At 69.4% G+C, this 17,485-nt stretch carries 16 protein-coding genes; 7 read left to right on the forward strand and 9 right to left on the reverse strand.

What is annotated here, in order from left to right; translation table 11 throughout:
- Positions 1-140 precede the first annotated feature (140 nt).
- On the reverse strand, positions 141-2,084 hold the full coding sequence (locus ACWGID_RS37105) for a CocE/NonD family hydrolase (protein ID WP_452204043.1): 1,944 nt from the start codon (positions 2,082-2,084) through the stop codon (positions 141-143).
- 145 nt (positions 2,085-2,229) lie between these two features.
- On the opposite strand from ACWGID_RS37105, the gene ACWGID_RS37110 reads away from it, so the two are divergent.
- Together ACWGID_RS37110 and ACWGID_RS37115 are read left to right on the forward strand one after the other, a co-directional pair.
- Positions 2,230-3,210: a hypothetical protein gene (locus tag ACWGID_RS37110; RefSeq protein WP_452204044.1), complete on the forward strand. Its 981-nt coding sequence runs from the start codon at positions 2,230-2,232 to the stop codon at positions 3,208-3,210.
- Between the two features lie 8 nt (positions 3,211-3,218).
- On the forward strand, positions 3,219-4,154 hold the full coding sequence (locus ACWGID_RS37115; protein ID WP_452204045.1) for a hypothetical protein: 936 nt from the start codon (positions 3,219-3,221) through the stop codon (positions 4,152-4,154).
- 16 nt (positions 4,155-4,170) lie between these two features.
- Here the strand turns inward: ACWGID_RS37115 and ACWGID_RS37120 are convergent, their stop codons facing one another.
- Positions 4,171-4,710, reverse strand: a complete 540-nt coding sequence (locus ACWGID_RS37120) for a helix-turn-helix domain-containing protein (protein WP_452204046.1) — start codon at positions 4,708-4,710, stop codon at positions 4,171-4,173.
- Positions 4,711-4,796: 86 nt separating this feature from the next.
- Between ACWGID_RS37120 and ACWGID_RS37125 the strand changes: the two genes are divergently transcribed.
- Entirely contained in the window at positions 4,797-6,737 is a 1,941-nt protein-coding gene (locus tag ACWGID_RS37125; RefSeq protein WP_452204047.1) for a vWA domain-containing protein, read from the forward strand.
- Here the strand turns inward: ACWGID_RS37125 and ACWGID_RS37130 are convergent.
- Positions 6,724-8,079 (reverse strand): serine/threonine-protein kinase, encoded by a 1,356-nt coding sequence (locus tag ACWGID_RS37130; RefSeq protein ID WP_452204048.1) that lies wholly within the window; start codon positions 8,077-8,079, stop codon positions 6,724-6,726. The two genes, ACWGID_RS37125 and ACWGID_RS37130, sit on opposite strands and share 14 nt — an antisense overlap.
- 214 nt (positions 8,080-8,293) lie before the next feature.
- Here ACWGID_RS37130 and ACWGID_RS37135 point away from each other — a divergent pair, with 214 nt between their 5' ends.
- Positions 8,294-9,343 carry a hypothetical protein gene (locus tag ACWGID_RS37135; protein WP_452204049.1) on the forward strand — a complete coding sequence of 350 codons (1,050 nt, stop codon included), beginning with the start codon at positions 8,294-8,296 and terminating at the stop codon, positions 9,341-9,343.
- On the opposite strand, the gene ACWGID_RS37140 is transcribed toward ACWGID_RS37135, so the two are convergent.
- Both ACWGID_RS37140 and ACWGID_RS37145 read right to left on the reverse strand, forming a co-directional pair.
- Entirely contained in the window at positions 9,292-10,167 is an 876-nt protein-coding gene (locus ACWGID_RS37140) for a hypothetical protein (protein ID WP_452204050.1), read from the reverse strand. The two genes, ACWGID_RS37135 and ACWGID_RS37140, sit on opposite strands and share 52 nt — an antisense overlap.
- Positions 10,164-11,162, reverse strand: a complete 999-nt coding sequence (locus ACWGID_RS37145; protein ID WP_452204051.1) for an SPFH domain-containing protein — start codon at positions 11,160-11,162, stop codon at positions 10,164-10,166. Before ACWGID_RS37145 ends, ACWGID_RS37140 begins: the two co-directional genes overlap by 4 nt.
- Positions 11,163-11,240: 78 nt before the next feature.
- Between ACWGID_RS37145 and ACWGID_RS37150 the strand changes: the two genes are divergently transcribed.
- Together ACWGID_RS37150 and ACWGID_RS37155 are read left to right on the forward strand one after the other, a co-directional pair.
- Positions 11,241-11,924 carry an NUDIX hydrolase gene (locus tag ACWGID_RS37150; RefSeq protein ID WP_452204052.1) on the forward strand — a complete coding sequence of 228 codons (684 nt, stop codon included), beginning with the start codon at positions 11,241-11,243 and terminating at the stop codon, positions 11,922-11,924.
- 34 nt (positions 11,925-11,958) lie between these two features.
- Positions 11,959-12,639 (forward strand): SDR family NAD(P)-dependent oxidoreductase, encoded by a 681-nt coding sequence (locus tag ACWGID_RS37155; RefSeq protein WP_452204053.1) that lies wholly within the window; start codon positions 11,959-11,961, stop codon positions 12,637-12,639.
- Here the strand turns inward: ACWGID_RS37155 and ACWGID_RS37160 are convergent.
- Entirely contained in the window at positions 12,596-13,501 is a 906-nt protein-coding gene (locus ACWGID_RS37160; protein WP_452204054.1) for a carbohydrate kinase family protein, read from the reverse strand. The two genes, ACWGID_RS37155 and ACWGID_RS37160, sit on opposite strands and share 44 nt — an antisense overlap.
- A 75-nt stretch (positions 13,502-13,576) precedes the next feature.
- Here ACWGID_RS37160 and ACWGID_RS37165 point away from each other — a divergent pair, with 75 nt between their 5' ends.
- On the forward strand, positions 13,577-14,791 hold the full coding sequence (locus tag ACWGID_RS37165) for an alpha/beta hydrolase family protein (RefSeq protein ID WP_452204055.1): 1,215 nt from the start codon (positions 13,577-13,579) through the stop codon (positions 14,789-14,791).
- Positions 14,792-15,007: 216 nt separating this feature from the next.
- On the opposite strand, the gene ACWGID_RS37170 is transcribed toward ACWGID_RS37165, so the two are convergent.
- The 3 genes from ACWGID_RS37170 to ACWGID_RS37180 form a co-directional block, all read right to left on the reverse strand.
- A complete protein-coding gene (locus tag ACWGID_RS37170) occupies positions 15,008-15,637 on the reverse strand; it encodes a CoA transferase subunit B (protein ID WP_452204056.1) in 630 nt (209 codons plus the stop codon).
- A 1-nt stretch (position 15,638) separates the two neighbouring features.
- Entirely contained in the window at positions 15,639-16,400 is a 762-nt protein-coding gene (locus ACWGID_RS37175) for a CoA transferase subunit A (RefSeq protein WP_452204057.1), read from the reverse strand.
- A 149-nt stretch (positions 16,401-16,549) separates the two neighbouring features.
- On the reverse strand, positions 16,550-17,482 hold the full coding sequence (locus ACWGID_RS37180) for a tetratricopeptide repeat protein (RefSeq protein ID WP_452204058.1): 933 nt from the start codon (positions 17,480-17,482) through the stop codon (positions 16,550-16,552).
- Between the last annotated feature and the right edge of the window lie 3 nt (positions 17,483-17,485).

Genomic DNA, 17,485 nt, shown 5'->3' on the forward strand with positions numbered 1-17,485 from the left:
ACCCCCCGCCCACACCCCCGCGGGGCCCGCCCCGCCGAAACAGCACACACCGGCGAACCCGCCGCCCCACCCGTGGGCGGGCCGTGTGACTGTGGTGGTGGGGGGTTGTCCCGGACCCCACCACCCCCCCCAACTCCCAATTACCTAGACGCTTCGACCATCTGCTTCATCAACTCGACCGGGTTCTTCTCCGGCTCCGGCTGGGCCAACCGGTTCGCCGCGATCCGCGACTGAGGTGCCTCAGCGGTTTGTAGTGCTGCTGTGTAGCCCGTCAGCGGAAGTGTTAGTGACGAGCGGGTTGGGTCGAGGGTGATCGTCGCGCCCGTGAACGGGACCGACGGGTTGTCGGGCTCGACCGTGAGGACGAGGCCCAGGCGGTGGCCGGCGGCGAACACCACGTCGTCCGCGTTCAGCTCGAACGATAGGTCGTACCAACGATCCGATCGCAGCGATTCCTTGGTGTACAGGGATTTGTAGTGCCCGACATCCGCCAGTGTCCGTACGGCGACGGACGTGTCGGAGACCGCGGTGTTGATCTGGGTCTTCGCGTAGCACCCGGTGTCGAGCGCGTTCCCGTCACCCCAGCACACCCGCGTGTCCGGCACGTTGGTGACGTTCGCGTACCGGTTCGCCGTACCGTAGTCGACCAGCCGGGCTTTGATGCCTGCGGCAATCTTGTCGACCTTGACCCGGACCGACACCTTCCCGGTACCGCTCACCCGGACCGCCTTCGACAACGCATCACTCAGGAACACGGCCCGATCGGATCGCGGTGTCGTCGGGTCGAGTACGACGGTGTCCTCGGACTCCTTCGACGTACCGGTGAAGCTGATCGGGTCGCTCGACGCGGCCGCGATCGACAACCCACCGGCCTTCGCGCCGGACGCCTTGCTCAGCTTCAGCGTCGTCTGCCGAGCACCCGCGGCCGGCCAGCGCGCCTCGTCCACGAACGACCCGTCCTCCCGCTGGATCGTTGCCTGCGGCGTCTTCATCACGTCGTTGTCCAGACCCTGCAGCCAGTAGTCGAACCACGGGTGCAGCTTGTTCACCCACTCGTCGCGGAAGCTGAACCCGTCCAGGTGCACGCCCTGGTGCAGGAAGATCTTCCGCGGCACGTCTCGTTTCGCGAGCTCGTCCCACCACTCGCCGAACTGCCGGGTCTTGACGTTCTCGTCGCCCAGACCGTGCACGACGTACACACTCGCCCGGACCTTCGAGGCGTCGAGGCGGTAGTTCCGGGGATTCCACCAACTGCTGTACGAACCGGTCGGGGTGTCCGAGGCCTTCTCGATCTCGTCGGTCAGCGCGACGCAGCGCGGTGACGCGTCGTTGCTGACGTAGTCGTGCAGGAAGCCCATGTACTCGTCGTAGAACGGCACGCCGAAGCCGCGGGTGTAGTCGTACCAGCTGGAGATCGCGGCGATCGGCACGATCGTCTCCAGCCCGCGGACGCCCGTACTGGCGACCGAGTTCGCGATCGTCCCGTTCCAGGACACGCCGATCATGCCGGTCTTGCCGGTGGACCAGTCGGCCTTCGCCGGGCTGCCGTCCGGCGTGTGTCCGGCGGTTCGGTTGTTCAGCCAGTCGACGACCGCCTTCGTGCCGAGCACCTCGAGGTTTGCGCCGACGTCGCTGCACCCGGTGGAGCGGAAGGTCCCGGGCATGTCCACGAACGCGACGGCGTACCCGCGTGGGACGAAGTAGTTGTCCAGCCAGCTCCCGTACACCTGTCGGACCCCGGCCCCGTCGAAGGAGCTCGCCGGATCGCTCGCGTAGTACGGCGAGGCCTGGATGATCACCGGGACGTCGATGCCGGCCTGGGCTGCCTCACCCGGCCGGATGATGTCGACCGTGACCTGGTCGGTGACACCGTTCGCGTCCCCGTCCAGCTTCGGTACGTCGACCTGCACCTTCTCGTGGATCGCGTTGTCATAGTCGTACGCCGGCACTGTGGTGGTGCCCTGGACGAACGGTTTCTGAGGCGGGCCGGCGGTCGGGCCCGCGGTGGCTGTCAGGGTGGCGGCCGGCGCCAGGACGGCGGCGGCCAGGAGCGTGAGCCCGGCCCGTAACCGAGTTGTGCGCATACGTGTCTCCCCTAGGGCGGTAGGTGAACGACTATTTTGTACACAGAACTCACTCGCCCGCTCACTTTCGTGAAGTGCACGGGTAATACTTCACTCGCAACTTTCCGTGTCCGCCCCGTATCAAGAGTTCTGAAAGGGGGCCGACATGAACCTACGACTCACCGCCCTTGCCGGAAGCGCCGTCCTCGCACTGACCGCGCTGCTGCCTGCGGCCGCGCACGCCCAGGGGGCGGCCAAGCCCGACCCGACCAAGCCGGGGGCCACGGTGCCCGGGACCAGCAAGAAGATCACGGCCGCGCAGGCCGCCGCCTGCTTCGTGTGGAACGGCGGGGTCACCGCCGCGGGAGCGCATCGCTTCGCGGACCCGACCGCCACCACTCCGCCGACGGTGCCGGACGACTGGAGCACCGCCGGCGTGTACAAGCCCGGCCAGGTCCGGTTGAGCGCCCGGCAGACCACCGAGCCGGACATCTCCGGCACCGACCGCTCCGGGTACGTCGTGATCGGCGACGCGCTGTACTACAGCTACTACCAGGGCTACGAGGACGGCACCATCGACAACCGGAGTCTGAGCCGGGTCGGCGGCGGCTGGGGCAGCTTCACCTACCTCGAGACCTCGGACTACGAGAGCCCGGACAACGGCAAGCCCAAGGTCTACCGCTCGGCGGCGTACGCGCTGCGCAACGACGGGGTGCTGTTCCGCTGGAACACCGGCAGTAAGGGCTGGAAGGCATCCGGTTCGTACCCCGGCTTCTCGGCCGTCAAGACGATGACGCTGATCGCGAAGACGCCGACGTACGACACCTTCCTGGCGAACACCAAGGGCGGTGCGCTCTACACGATCCGGATCCCGGCCGCGGCGTCGGCGAAGCCGGTCGTGAAGCAGGTCCGGACCCGCACCTGGCAGGGCTTCGAGACGCTGTCCGCGATGGGCTGCGGCCAATACGGCACGCTGCTGTTCGCGATCGACAAGGACACCAAGAAGGGCTACCTGTACGCCATCGGGCACGCCAACGGCCTGTCCACGGTGATCCAGTCGCGCGGTGAGGTGCCGGGCACGTACGGGGACCCGGTCGACTTCCGCTGGGTGCCGATCCCGGTGTACGACACAGCCAACGGGGAATGAGGTTCTCGATGTTCCGTCAGGCCATCGGTCTGGCCGCTGCCGCCGGACTCACCCTCGCGGTGGGTCCGGCGCCGCAGCCGGCCGCCGCAGCACCCACAGCAGTCAACTCGCCCACGGCCGTCGCCGCGGCATGTGCGCTCGGGCTCGGTTCGTTCTCCGACAGCTGGGGTGTCAACAGTCGCGTCCTGTCGGCGACGTCACCACCGACCACGAGTCCGGTGCTCAACACGCCGAACGTCTACCAGTCGCCGTACGCCGTCACTAACCCGACGGCGTTCACCGCGACGCCGGCCGGCAACGGGCGGACGACGCGGACCGGCAAGGTGGTCTGGGGTTCGGGTTACCTGATGGAGAGCTCGTACACCATCGGGCCGGACGGCAAAGTCGTCGGTACGCCGGTGTTCCGGCGGATCGGCAACGGGTGGGGCGGCCGGTTCCTGATCCAGTCGCAGTACAAGGCGTCCGCGAGCAGCAAGCCGACCCGGACGACGCTGTACTCGCAGGACATGTACGGGAAGTTCGGGCGCTGGACCGATGTCGGGAAGGGATTCCGGAACACCGGGTACGTGACCGGGATGAGCACGATGAAGTCGTTCGCGCTGATCGCCACGACCCCGACGTACGACATGTTCCTGGCGAACAACCGCGCCGGTGGGCTGTACACGGTGAAGATCCCGGCGAGTGTGCCGCTGAAGCCGATCATCACGCCGGTGCGGACGTCCAGCTGGCAGATCTTCGAGCAACTGGTCGCGGCGCCATGCGGCCGGACCGGGTCGCTCCTGCTCGGCATCGACAGGGACACCCACAACGGCTACCTGTACGCCGTCGGCCACGCGAACGGTGGCGCCACCGTGATCAAGTCCCTCGGCAAGGCGCCCACCACCTTCACCAACTGGGACTACTTCCGCTTCGCTCCCGCGTACGACCCGCTCAACGGCGGCTGACGTCCGACTGTCGCTGTCAGCGTCGGCCGGTGATCCTGGCGTAGTAGGCGCGGGCGTCCTGGGTGCGGCCGGCACCCAGGACGCGTAGCGCCTCGGCCAGCTCGGGGTAGTCGGCGTCCAGGAGTTCGGATGCTCCTTGGAGATCGCTTGCGGAGGCGATGTCGCGCAGCAGGGACTGAATGGCTGCGACGGGGTCCGGGGCGACCGCTGGTGCAGCCGCGGGCCCTGTGCCGTGGTCGACGGTGAGGGTCGATCGTTGAGCGCCACGAATCTCGTCGAGTCTGCGGGCCTGCTCGGCGGGCGGCAGGCGACTCCAGCCGGGATCGTTCACCGTCGCTTCCAGTTGGAGCAGGCGGGACAGGACGGCTGGGTTGCTGATCTTGGCGCGCTGTCCGGACATCAACTGCGACAGCATCGGCGCGGACAGGCCCAGCAAGCCGGCGAACTGGGCCTGGGAGAGGTTGAGAAGATCGAGTAACCGGCGGAACCGCTCACCGAGGGGCTCGCCGTACCACTCGAGCTGCAGCTTCAGGTTCCGGTCGTACAGGTCGTTCACAGAATCACCTCGATTTCTGTTTGCAAATTGCAAATGCAAACGGTAGGTTTCTCCATGTTCGCTCCCCTGAAACCTCTGGAGACGCCATGATACGACGCCTCGCCGCCCTGGCAGCGTTGCCCGTCCTGACGCTGACGTTCGCGTTCGGAAACGCCTCGACGGCCGCCGCCGAGGGCGAGTTGTCGCCGGTCATGGTCGTGCTCGACTCGTCCGGCTCGATGACCGCGAAGGATGTCGGCGGGACCAGTTCCCGGATGGACGCCGCCAAGCGCGCTGTCGGGTCGATGATCGACGGACTGCCGGCCCAGGCGCCGGTCGGTCTCGCGATCTACGGCGCGGGGACCGGATCGAGCGGCGCCGAGAAGGCCGCGGGCTGTCGCGACGTGAAGGTCGTCCAGCCGGTGAAGGCGGTCGACAAGGTCGCCCTCAAGAGCGCGGTGAGCGCGGCGAAGGCCAGCGGCTACACGCCCATCGGCCAGGCGCTGCGCGTCGCGGCCGCCCAGTTGCCGAAGGAGGGGCAGCGCTCGATCGTGCTGGTCTCCGACGGCGAGGACACCTGCGCGCCGCCGCAGCCGTGCGCGGTGGCCAAGGAGCTCCACAAGCAGGGCGTCGACCTGCACGTGCACGCGATCGGCTTCCGGGTCGACGCGAAGGCGCGCGCTCAACTCGCCTGCATCGCGCAGAACACGGGTGGGACGTACCACGACGCGGCCGATGCGGACTCACTGCTCGGCGTGCTGGGCCGGGTGACCGACCGGGCGCTGCGACACTACGAGCCGACCGGGCAGCCGATCACCGGCACCGCCGATCCGTTCACCGCGCCGACGGTGGTGCCCGGGCAGTACCTGGACACACTGAATCCGGTCGAGGAGCGCTTCTACGCGGCCGATCTGAAGGCCGGTGACACGGCGTACTTCGCCGCGACGGCAGTGTTCCCGCGCGGCAACCCGCGCGACGTCGAGGCCCTCGACATCAAGATCACCGGACCGGGCGGGGCGGACTGCTTCTTCCGCGATCGCCAGTTGCACACCCGGGCGAAGAGCGACGGCGGTGCGCTGACGTCGGTGCTCACCTGGGACGGCACGGTGTCCGGTTCGACGAAGCCCAAGGGGTGCAGCGTTCCCGGCAAGTACGTCTTCCGGGTCACCCGGGACGCCAAGGACGGTGTGGACCGCGTGCCGCTGGAGCTTCAGCTGCGGATCGAGCCGCCGGTGACGGGAAACCGCGGTGAGCCCACCACGGCCGCTCTCGTCCAGTTCGCGAAGGAGCCGGCCGGCGCGGTTCGGCCGGTGCACGGCGGCGGTTCCTTCAACGAGGCAACGACCTTGGCGGGGTCCGGCCGGTACGGCGAGACGATCTACAACGGCGAAGAGCTGTTCTATCGCGTGAAGCTCGAATGGGGGCAGGGGCTGGCCTACCGGGTCACCTTCGGCGGTGCGCCGGACGCGGAAACCACCAACATCAGGACCGGTCTGTTCAATCCGGTGCGGTCGGAGCTCAAGTTCGACACGACGGCGTACACCGGCGTGACGAAGATCCTGCCGCTCAGCGGCACCGCGATCGGGACACCGCGGGCGGCGTACCTGAATCGCACCGCGAGCGACCCGCTGGTCCGCAAGGCGAGTATCGACGGCTGGTACTACGTGGTGGTCAAGCTGGGCGCCCCGTTCGGCGGGCAGCAGACGGGCGGCGTACCGATGCGAATCGACCTGGCGGTCGCCGGAGACAAGGTCGCCGGTCCGGAGTACGGCGCTTCGGTCGAGGAGACCCCGAGCACGCCGTCGGCCACTCCGTCCGCCAGCGAGCCGACGCCGTCCGAGTCGGCCACCCCGGCTGCTCAGGGATCGGGCGATGACGACGCCAAGCCGGCGGCCGCGGAGACCACCGTGCCGATGCCCTGGATCATCGGCGGTGCGGTCGCGGTACTCGCGGTGGCGATCGTGGTCGCGGCGCTGATCCTCCGCCGCCGGAAGCCCGCGGTTCCGCCGACGTACCCGAACGGGCCTGGCTGGACTAACCGGCCTTGATCCACCGATAGGACGATCCTTGCTGACGGCACACGCTCCGGGTGCCGTCAGCAGCCGTTTCCAGATTGCCCGCTTCCTGCCAACCGCAGACTGCGCCCAGTTTCACGGCGGTGTTCGTGGGTGGCGTGACGGTCGCGCTGCCGACAGTCTCCGGTCCGGGCGACAGTGTCGTCGGCCGGCGGTTCTCGTCGGCCGGCTGCCCGTTGAAAGTCAGCGCGGTGACCACAGCAGCCGTCGCCGCCAGTGCGACACCGGACGCGGCCATCACGGCGGTACGGCGCCTGCGCGGCGTCCGGGTGCCCTCGGGCGGCGCGGACGACTCGGGCGGCACTAGTGGCGCGGGTGGCTCGGGTGACTTGGGTGACTCGGGTGACTTGGGTGACTTGGGTGACTCGGGCGGCGCTGGTGGCGCGGATGACTCGGGTGGCTTGGGGGACTCGGGGGATTCGGGCGACTCGGGTCTTGGGGTCGTGGGGGTGACGAGGGCGGCGCACGGGGTGGGGAGGGGCGGGAGGTGGTCGAAGACCTCGATCGTCTCGCCGTCCGGTGTGAAGGCGGGGAGCTCCAGTGGTTCCGCCAGGAGCGGTGCCAGCGCTGCCAGCGCGGCCTTTGCCGACGGAGTTCTCTCGGCGGCCTCGGGCTGGACGAGGTCTTCGACAACGCGCCAGAGGATGCCGTGCCCGCCAACGCCTGAAGGGCTGCTGAGGTCGAGGCCGGTGGTCGGGGGCTCTTCGCCGGTGAGGAGTTGCCAGCCGGTGACGCCGGCGGCGTACAGGTCCTGGCCGATGGACGGTGGCTCGCCGGCGAGCGCCTCGGGAGCGACGTAGCCCGGCGTACCGACCACCGCCCCGTCCTGGGTGAGACGTGGTTCACCCAGCGACAAGGCGATGCCGAAGTCGCTCAAACGCAGTACTGGCTCTTCGGTACCGGTGACCTCCAGCAGGAGGTTCGCCGGCTTGACGTCGCGGTGGACCAGACCGGCCGCGTGGACATGGTCGAGCGCGGCCAGCAACTGCGCCAGCAGCCCGGCGGCATAGCGATGCGGCAACGGACCGAAGTCGGCGACCAGGTTGCTCACCGAACCGCCGCCGACCAGATCCATCGCCAGTAACGCCTGATCGTCCTCGGCGGCCCAGCTGTAAGGACTCAGCACTTGCGGGTGATCCAGTCGAACCCGCTGCTCACGAACGAACCGCAGCAGAGCTCCGGCATGGCGCTGCCGAAGCACCTTCGCGGCGCAGAACCGTTCGAGCCGTCGGTCCCAGGCCCGCCACACCATGCTGTTGCCGCCGGAACCCACCGGGTCGATGAGCTCGAACCGTCCCGCGAAGGCATCGACCACAACGACCCCCTCTCGCCTGACCCGGAGCCCCCGACGATAGCCGGAGTAGCGTCAACCCCTGGCAGCAGAGGCTCGCCACAACCGGTGTCCTGGGACAGGAAATGGTGTGTGAACACCTGAAATACCGGGTCTCAACTCACCACAACCTGTGCTGACCCCCAGTCGTCGAGGGAGATCTAACGTTTGTTCACGAAGGCTTCGTAGCCTCGCGGGCATGATCACGACGCGACGTACGCTGTTGAAGGCCGGGGCTCTGGGGATCGGGCTCGCCGCGACGCCGGGATTGTCCGTGGCGGCGCGGCCGCGGCGGACTCGGGTGCTGTTGGCAACCAACGAGCCGTGGGGGACGTACCACGCGCAGCCGTTGCTGGCTGAGGCGCAGCGGCGCGGGTGGGAGCTGGTGCAGGTCGTTCCGGACCTGACGCAGATCAAGCCCGGCGACCCGGTGCCGGTCGCGACGTTGAACGACGTGCCGCGGGCCGATCTGCTGGTGGTGAACGGTGCCGAGGCGTGGCCGGCCGATGTGGCGGCAGCGCTGAAGCGGTTGCCGATGGCGGCGAGCTCGTTGGCCTACCTGAAGCCGGTGGAGGCACCACGGGCCAAGGAGTTCCGGTCGCGGTTGGAGCTCGTCACGGCCGCGTCGCCGGCCGAGTCCGACGTGTTCGCGACGTACCTCGGGTGGAAGCGGCACGTGCGGATGGTGGGTTCGGCGCAGACAGACAACCTGCCGAAGTACGCGCCGCAGAAGGATCGGGTGCTCGTGCTGACCAGCGTGACGCACCCGGACCAGACCGGGAACGCGGCGCCGGGTACGCAACTGCTGCTCGACGCGGCAGCGAAGCTGGAGGCGGCGGGCAAGCACATCGTGGTCGGTCTGCACCCGCGGGAGGACCGCACGTTGTGGGACCGGTACGAGATCAGCGCGCTCGGTTCGGTGCCGGAGTCGGCGACGGTCGAGTGTGCGATCGGAATCCCGGGCACGGTGTTCCCGATCGTCGCGGCGGTCGGCGTACCGCTGGTCGGGTGCGTGGACCCGAAGCTGCAGGTGCCGGACTACATCCTCAGTGTCTGCTCCTCGACGATCGACACCCCGGAGCAGGCCGTCGCCGCGATCGAGAAGGCGAAGCCGGCCAGCCGCGGCGCGGTGTTCGACGCGGTCGGCCCGATCGGAGGCTCGGCCCGGCGGCTGTACTCCGCCTGGCACGCGACGATTCAGACCACCAAGCGCAACGTCACCGCGGCGACGCCGATCTCGACCCGCTGACCCCAGCCGATGCTCAGGGTGTCGGACTCCATCCCGTCGCCGAAGACCACCAGGTCGGACTCGGCGGTGATCGTCAGTGAATCCGGCGCCTTGAGCAGCCCTTCGGTGTTGTCGGTCCCGGTCGCCGGTGACGGCCACGCCTCGCGGACGAACCAGCACAACACCGGATCGGTCGGTCCGGGCAGGGCGAGCTGACTCCGCCGTTCCTGCCAGGCGGAGCGACACCAGCCGGTCGATCCGGTGCCGGTGCCGACCAGGATCCCGGACGACGACTGCCGCTCGGGCAGTCCGTCGGGGGAGCTCAGCCGGTAGCGCGCGGACTGGTGGCTGTGGTGACCGACGTACACCTCGTTCAGCGCGATCAGCTGCTGACCGTCATCGGTGCTCGCGGCAACCATCGTGCGCTCGGCGACGTCCCGCGTGGCCAACAGGCCGGCGATCGCGGACGGTTCGTGCGGCACCAGTACGCCGGGATTGCGCGACGGCTCGGGATTGATCCCGATCACCGGCTGTCCGTCGAGGTACTTCGCGACGTTCGCGACCAGCCCGTCCTGGCCGACCGCGATCACCACGTCCTCCGGGCCGAACCCGAACCGGTCGAGATCGTTGCGCTCAGCAACCGTACGCCGCCAGTCCAGCGGGATCGCGGCGGAGACCGTGGCGAGCGCGTCCTGCTGGGCCTGGTGCCGCGCGTCGAGCTCGGCCAGGTCGCGGCCCCGCCCGGCGAGGAAGAAGCCGGCCTGCTGCCGGGTCCCGTGCCGGGCGACGAGCTCGGTCAGCTCGGTCGCCCGGTGCACGATCACCGCCCGCGGCGGGAGGCTCACGACGGGGTCCCGGAGGTGAGCTTGGCCAGCAGTGGGGTGAGCAGGTCGGGCGTCACGTTCAGTGTGCCGATCTCCGGCAGCGCGCCCTGCTTGATCGCTAGCGCGAGGATCGTCGACTGGTCCAGCTCGGCGTACGCGTCCAGCAGCGCGTGCTCGGCCGCAGCCTCCGCCGCGCCGATCACCCGCTTCGAGTCCGCCTCCGCCTCGGCCAGTGCGCGCTGCCGTCCAGCGGCGGCTTGCGTCTCGATCTGACCCGCGGCAGCAGCCTCGGTCGCCCGCATCCGCTCGTTCTGACCGCGCTGGTTCACCAGCTGCTCCTCGCGGCGCGCGAGCTCGATCTGGTTCTGCAGCTCGTTCTCCGCAATCGACCGCTCCCGCTCGACCGCCAGCGCCCGCCGCTCGTACGTCGCCTTGTCGGCCGCCTGCTGCACCATCTCCCGCGTCGGCGTCTGCAGCGCCTTCTCGACGTCTCGCTCGGCCCGTACTGCGACCACCCGGACGTCCTCGACGCCGATCCCGAGCCCGGTCAGCCGCTGATCCTCCCGCAGTCCGGTGCCGACCGCCTGGCGGAGCGCGGGCATGCCCTCGGACAGCGCTTCGGTGAGCGTCATCCGGGCGAGCAGGTCCAGCGCGGTCTGCTGGGCCAGCTCGGTCAGCAGCCCGCCGAGTTGCTCCAGTGGAGTCGACCGCCACAGCCCGGTGTTCGGGTCGATCCCGAAGTCCAGCCGGCTGGCGGCCAGCGCGGGATCGGTCACGCGGTACGTCACGGTCGCCTGGACCGCCACGTCCTGGAAGTCCTGCGTCCGGCCGTGGAACAGCAGCGGCTGCTCGCGGTCGTCGATCGGGATCTCGCTCAGCGACGAGTTCAGGGCCCGGAACCAGAACGCCTGGCCGGCGCCGTCGTGCGCGACCCGGCCGTTGCGCAGGTGCAGCACGTGGGTGGTCGGGTTGGCCCGCGGGTGGCTGATGAAGCGGAACCGGCTGATGTCTGCCATCTCTTCGATCTCCTTGTCGTCACTATGACGATAAGACCCGGGATGACTTCTCGTCAAGGTGACGATTAGAGTGGTGGCATGGACTTCGAGCCGCTCGGCCTGGCCACCGACCTGGTCATCCTGACCGTCCGCGACGGTCGCCTCCAGGTGCTGCTGATCCGCCGCGGCATCCCGCCGTACGAGGGCCGCTGGGCGCTGCCAGGTGGGTTCGTGCGCGGCGGCGAGGATCTGGAGACCACCGCGCGGCGCGAGCTGGCCGAGGAGACGGGCCTGTCGTCCGACCGCCTGCACCTCGAACAGGTCGCGACGTACGGCGCTCCCGATCGCGACCCGCGCGGCCGGGTGGTCAGCGTGGCGTACCTCGCCCTGGTCCCGGACCTGCCCGCGCCGGTCGCAGGCTCCGATGCCGCGTCCGCGAGCTGGGTCGACGCCACCGAGGTACTGCGGGATTCGGGCCGGCTGGCGTTCGACCATCACCGGATCCTGTCCGACGGCGTCGAGCGGGCCCGCGCGAAGCTCGAGTACTCACCGCTCGCGACCGCGTTCTGCCCGCCGGAGTTCACGATCTCCGAGCTCCGCGGCGTCTATGAAGCGGTCTGGGGTACGCCGCTCGACCCGCGGAACTTCCATCGCAAGGTCACCAAGACCCCGGACTTCGTCGCCCCGGTCGGTACGACGACCACTCGCGACGGCGGCCGTCCCGCCCAGCTCTTCCACCGCGGCACCGCCACCACCCTGCACCCACCGATGGCCCGCACTTGACCTCCAGGCGACTTGAGGTGCTTGCCTGTCGCCCATGACTTTCGCCGGACGGAACGTCCTCGTCACCGGCGCCGGCCGCGACACCGGCCGCCGCCTCGCCCTCGCCTTCGCCGCTCGCGGCGCCGACGTGCTCGCGACCGCGCGTCAGCGGTCCGCCGCCGAGGAAACCGTCGAACTGATCCGAGCCGCGGGTCGCCGCGCGACTGCCGCCGTACTCGACCTGGCCGACCCGGCGTCGATCGAGCGGTTGCCGGTCGAGCGTCTCGACGTTCTGGTGAACAGCGGGGCGCAGTACCTGGGTGACTCGCCGAGGGCTGCCGACATCACGGATGCGATCGCCGGCGCCGCGACCGGGACCGTGCTGCTCACCGAGCGGCTCCTGCCGCTGCTCAGGGCGTCCGAGCGCGCGGACATCGTCAACCTGATCTCGGCGGCCGGTGAGGTCGGCCAGCACCGCTCAGAGGCACACGCAGCGTTCTACGCCGCCAAGCACGCGCAAGCCGGGTACGCCGAGATTCTGTCCGAGCGCCTGCGCCCGGAGGGGATCCGGGTGATCTCGCTCTTCCCGCCGGACTTCGTCCAGGACGGCCCGCGGGAAACGGGCGCCGAGCTGACCGCGGACTCGGTCGTCGACTGCGTGCTGTTCGCCGTCGGTCAGCCGCGGGACTGCTTCATCCGAGCTTTCTACTTCGAACAGCGAGCTCCTCGGCCGTGATCAGGTTCGTGTGAGTCCCGGGGGAGCCGCACGCCCAGGACGCGGCGACGGTGCCGGCCAGGGCCGAGTCCTGCCACGGGGCGCCGTCGAGGTAGCGGGCCAGGAACGCGGCGACGTACGCGTCACCGGCGCCGTTGGTGTCGACGACCGGGCGGTCCGGGAAGTCGATCGCCGGGAAGTGCCGGACTGCTTGGCCGCGGACGTGCAGGTAGCTGCCGTCGGCGCCGGCCATCGCGACCACGGCCTCGGCCCGGCCGTTGGCGAGGATCCAGTCGACCGCATCGGGCGGCAGCGCGCTGGTCGATACGAAGACGATGTCCGACGCGGTCGCGAAGTCCTTGTGGTGGTCGTTCTTCCCGTCCCAGTCGTGCAGGTCGGTGGAGATCGAGCGGTCCGCGGCGATCGCGTCGCCGAGTGCGTCGCGGGCGAAGTCCATGATCGAGACGTGCACGTGCTGGGCGCGCCGCAGCGCGGGCCGCCACAGGCCCGGGTCGACGCGCAGACCGGCCGGGTGCCGCCCGTCGTACATCGACAGCCGTCGCCCGTCGGGACTCACCAGGTTCACCGAGCGTCTGGTCCCGCTCGGGTGCAGCACCACCCGCAGCGGGATCCCCAACTCCTGGTACTCCCGCTGAATCCGGATCCCCTCGGGGTCGCGACCGATCACGTCCACCAGCCCGGCGTTCAGCCCGAGCAGGTGGCAACCCAGCGCGACACCGTGCCCGGTGTGCGCCAAGTACGTCTCGATCGGTTCGACCGGGACCGTATCGACATCCGCCAACGGCAGGCTCGGCACCCGCACGATCGTGTCGATCCCCACTCCACCGATCACCAGCACATCCAACTCCACGGGTCCCGTCATACCCGACTTTCGCCAGGGAACACAGGTGTCTTTCGGAAGCTGAACGCACTGTTAGTAACCGGGCACAGTCGACCCATGCTCACCCGACGCCTTCTGATCGCCTCCGCAGGTGCGACGCTGCTCGCGCCTTTCACGCAAACCGCTTGGGCGACTACACGGAGTACGCAGATTCCGATTCGCATTCCCCGGCCGACCGGTCCGTTGCCGATCGGCACGACCGAGCTGCATCTCGTCGACCACGGCCGTGACGACCCGTACGTGCCCGGTCGTGCGCGGGAGTTGATGATCAGCATCTGGTACCCGGCGAGCCGGCCCACCGAGCCCGCGCCGTACCTGCAGCCGCTGACCGCCCAGGTGTACGGCGAGGGGGCGGCTGTCGCGCTCGAGCAGCCGCTGGGGACCATCGACTGGGCGGGCGCCAAGAGCCACGCCGGCCTGCTCGCGCCGGTCCTCCCAGGCCGCCGTCCGGTGGTGCTCTTCTCGCCGGGTTTCGGCGTACCGCGGGGGCTGGCCTCGATCACCGTCTCGGAGCTCGCCAGTCGCGGGTACGTCGTCGTCACGGTCGACCACACGTACGAGGTCGCCGGTGTCGAGTTTCCCGGGGGTCGGCTCGAGGTACAGACGCTGCCACCGGCGCCGTACGCGCTCCTCGCCCGCAACGCGCGGTACGCCGATCTGCGGTTCGTTCTGGACAGCCTCGCGGTGCTGGCGCGCGGCGAGAACCCGGACGCTGAGCAGCGCCGCCTGCCGGCCGGCCTCGGTAAGCTGCTCGACCTCGGCCGGATCGGCTCGTACGGTCACTCGGCCGGCGGTCTGACCTCGATCGACCTGCTGGTCGCCGATCCGCGGGTCCGCGCCGCGATCGACATCGACGCCGAGCTCGGCTATGGGTACGACGACCCGGCGGACGCACCGACTGTCGCCCGGGGGACTGACCGCCCGTTCCTGCTGATGGGCTCCGGTACCACCGGCCCGGGTCCGCACAATCATCACGTCGAACCGTCCTGGGACCTGTTCTGGGAGCACTCGTCAGGCTGGAAACGCGACCTCAACCTGCCGAACGGCCGGCACTACAGCTTCGTCGACTACCAAGCCCTGATCCCGTGGTTCCAGCGGTTCTTCACCGTCCCGCCGGAGCTGATCGCGAACACCATCGGTACGGCGGACGCGGGCCGGGTGCTGCGCGCGATGGGTACGTACATCCCGGCGTTCTTCGACCAGCATCTCCTGCAGCGCCCGCGCCCGGCCCTCTGGCGGCACGCCCTGCCGGAGACGGTGTTCGTTCCCTGAGCAGCTCAGGACGTACTCCTTGCTCTCCGCGTACGGCCCGTCGGTGAGCACCGGCGGCGAGCAGTTGCCGGCCGCCGGTGCGATGCGCAGTGCGTAGCCGATGTAGTCCGCCATGCTGTGCGGCCTCCTCGAACTCGATGGGAGTTCGAGCGTCGCCGCAGAGCATGGTCCGGCACGTCCCCAGAACTGATGACGTACGACCCGGACGACGGGTGATTACTGCTTGATCGGGGCCCCGGTCTTCTCCTGGAGCTCGTCGAAGGTGACGCCCTCGGCGAGCTCGACCAGGCGCAGCCCGTCGTCGGTGACGTCCAGGACGGCGAGGTCGGTGATGATCCGGTTCACCACGCCGCGGCCGGTGTAGGGCAGGTCGCACTCCTCGAGGATCTTGTGCGAGCCGTCCTTGGCGACGTGCTCCATCAGCACGATCACCTTCTTCGCGCCGTGCACCAGGTCCATCGCGCCGCCCATCCCCTTGACCATCTTGCCGGGGATCATCCAGTTCGACAGGTCGCCCTTGGCCGAGACCTGCATGGCGCCCAGGATCGCCGCGTCGATCGCGCCGCCGCGGATCATCCCGAAGGACAGCGCCGAGTCGAAGAACGAGGCGCCCGGCAACGTCGTGACGGTCTCCTTGCCGGCGTTGATCAGGTCCGGGTCCTCGGCGCCTTCGACCGGGTACGGCCCTACGCCGAGGATGCCGTTCTCGGACTGCAGGACGACCGTGACGCCGTCCGGGATGTAGTTCGGCACCAGGGTCGGCAGGCCGATCCCGAGGTTCACGTACTGCCCGTCCTCGAGCTCCGCCGCGGCCCGGGCCGCCATCTGCTCACGCGTCAACGGCATCTCAGGCGTCCTTCCGGGGCTGAACGGTGCGCTTCTCGATCCGCTTCTCGATGTCCTTGCCAACAGCAACGACACGCTGGACGTAGACGCCCGGCAGGTGGATCTCGTCCGGGTCCAGCTCACCAGGCTGGACCAGCTCCTCCACCGAGGCGATCGTCACCCGGCCGGCCATCGCGGCCAGCGGGTTGAAGTTCCGCGCGCTGCGGTCGAAGACCAGGTTCCCGTGGGTGTCGCCCTTGAGCGCGTGCACCAGCCCGAAGTCGGTGGTGATCGAGTCCTCCAGCACGTACGTCGTGCCGTTGATCTCCCGGGTTTCCTTGGGCTCCGAGGCCTTCGCGACCGAGCCGTCCTCGTGGTACCTCTGCGGCAGCCCGCCGTCCGCGACCTGGGTGCCGACGCCGGCCAGCGTGTAGAACGCGGCGATCCCGCAGCCGCCGGCCCGGAGCTTCTCGGCCAGCGTGCCCTGTGGGGTCAGCTCGACCTCGAGCTCGCCGGAGAGGAACTGCCGGGCGAACTCCTTGTTCTCCCCGACGTACGACGAGGTCATCTTCGCGATCCGCTTGTCGGCGAGCAGGATGCCGAGGCCCCAGTCGTCGACGCCGCAGTTGTTCGACACGACGCTGAGCCCGCTCACCCCCTTGTCGTGCAGCGCGCTGATCAGCTGCATCGGGTTGCCGCACAACCCGAAACCGCCGACGGCGAGACTGGCGCCGTCCCCGATGTCCGCCACCGCTTCCTGCGGCGACCCGTACGTCATGTCCATCAGCTGCTCCGTTGCAGTTCTGTGCTGGCTCCGGCCTGGTTGTTCCCGACTCTAACCAGCCGCACAGCCCGCCGCGATGTGGCTGACCCCACAGTTCGCCGGGGGATATCCCCCGGCCACACCCTGGGGTGTGCCCGCGTCCCACTGACTCAGGCGGAGGCTTCGGAGGCGTTCAGCGCCGCAAGCTCGTGATGAGCCTCGAAGTGTGCGTCCTCGAGCCCGTTCATCGTGAGCACGACCGACAGGTGCGACCGGGCCGCCGGGAGGTTGCCCGAGTGCCGAGCGGTCCGTGCGAGACCGATTCGAGCCGCGGCGACGGTCTCCAGCAGCTCGGCATGCTCGCCGATGGACAGCGCCTGGGCGTAGTCCGCCTGGGCGTCCTCCAGCTTGCCCGCGCGCCGGTAGAACTCGGCCCGCTCGCACAGCAGGAGTGCGGTCTCCTCCACGAGGCACAGGTGCTCCGCGAGCCGCAGCGCCTCCGTGGTGATGTCCAGCGGTTCGTCGACGACGTGCCGGAGCGCGCTCAGCGCGAGGAACATGCCCCACCGGTCCTCGAGCATCCGGAACCGGCCCAGCGCCGTCCGCAGCGCCTGCACCGTGTCAGCGGGGGCGGCGTTCGTCAGGCCCGGGTACCCGCGGATCAGCTCGACGGCGGCGCGGGTCCAGGCGTCACCGCTCTCATTCCGCTCCAGGACGTCCTCGACCACCTCGGCCGACTCGAACGGGCCGAACACGAACGACCACAGCAGCACCGTCACGGAGTACCGGAACGGGCCGGTCGTGGTCAGCACGATCTGCTGGGCCAGCTCGATCTGCTCCTGCTCGGCTGACGCGGCACCGTCGATCACGGCGAGCAGGTACTCCTCGTCGAGCCCGACCGGGACGGTGCGACCGAGCATGCTCAACACCCGCTCGGCCGCCGCCGCGGCCTCGTCCTGGAGCCCGCGGGACCACCAGTACGCGGAGTACCGCGCAACGAGCCGGAGGGCGGTCCGCAGGTCGCTCTCACACGCGCGTTCGATCGCGCTGACGACCTGGTCCGCCTCCAGACCGTGTGGATCGCCGGAGCCCCCCAAGTTCACGTG

This window comes from Kribbella sp. NPDC054772 (genome assembly GCF_053611945.1).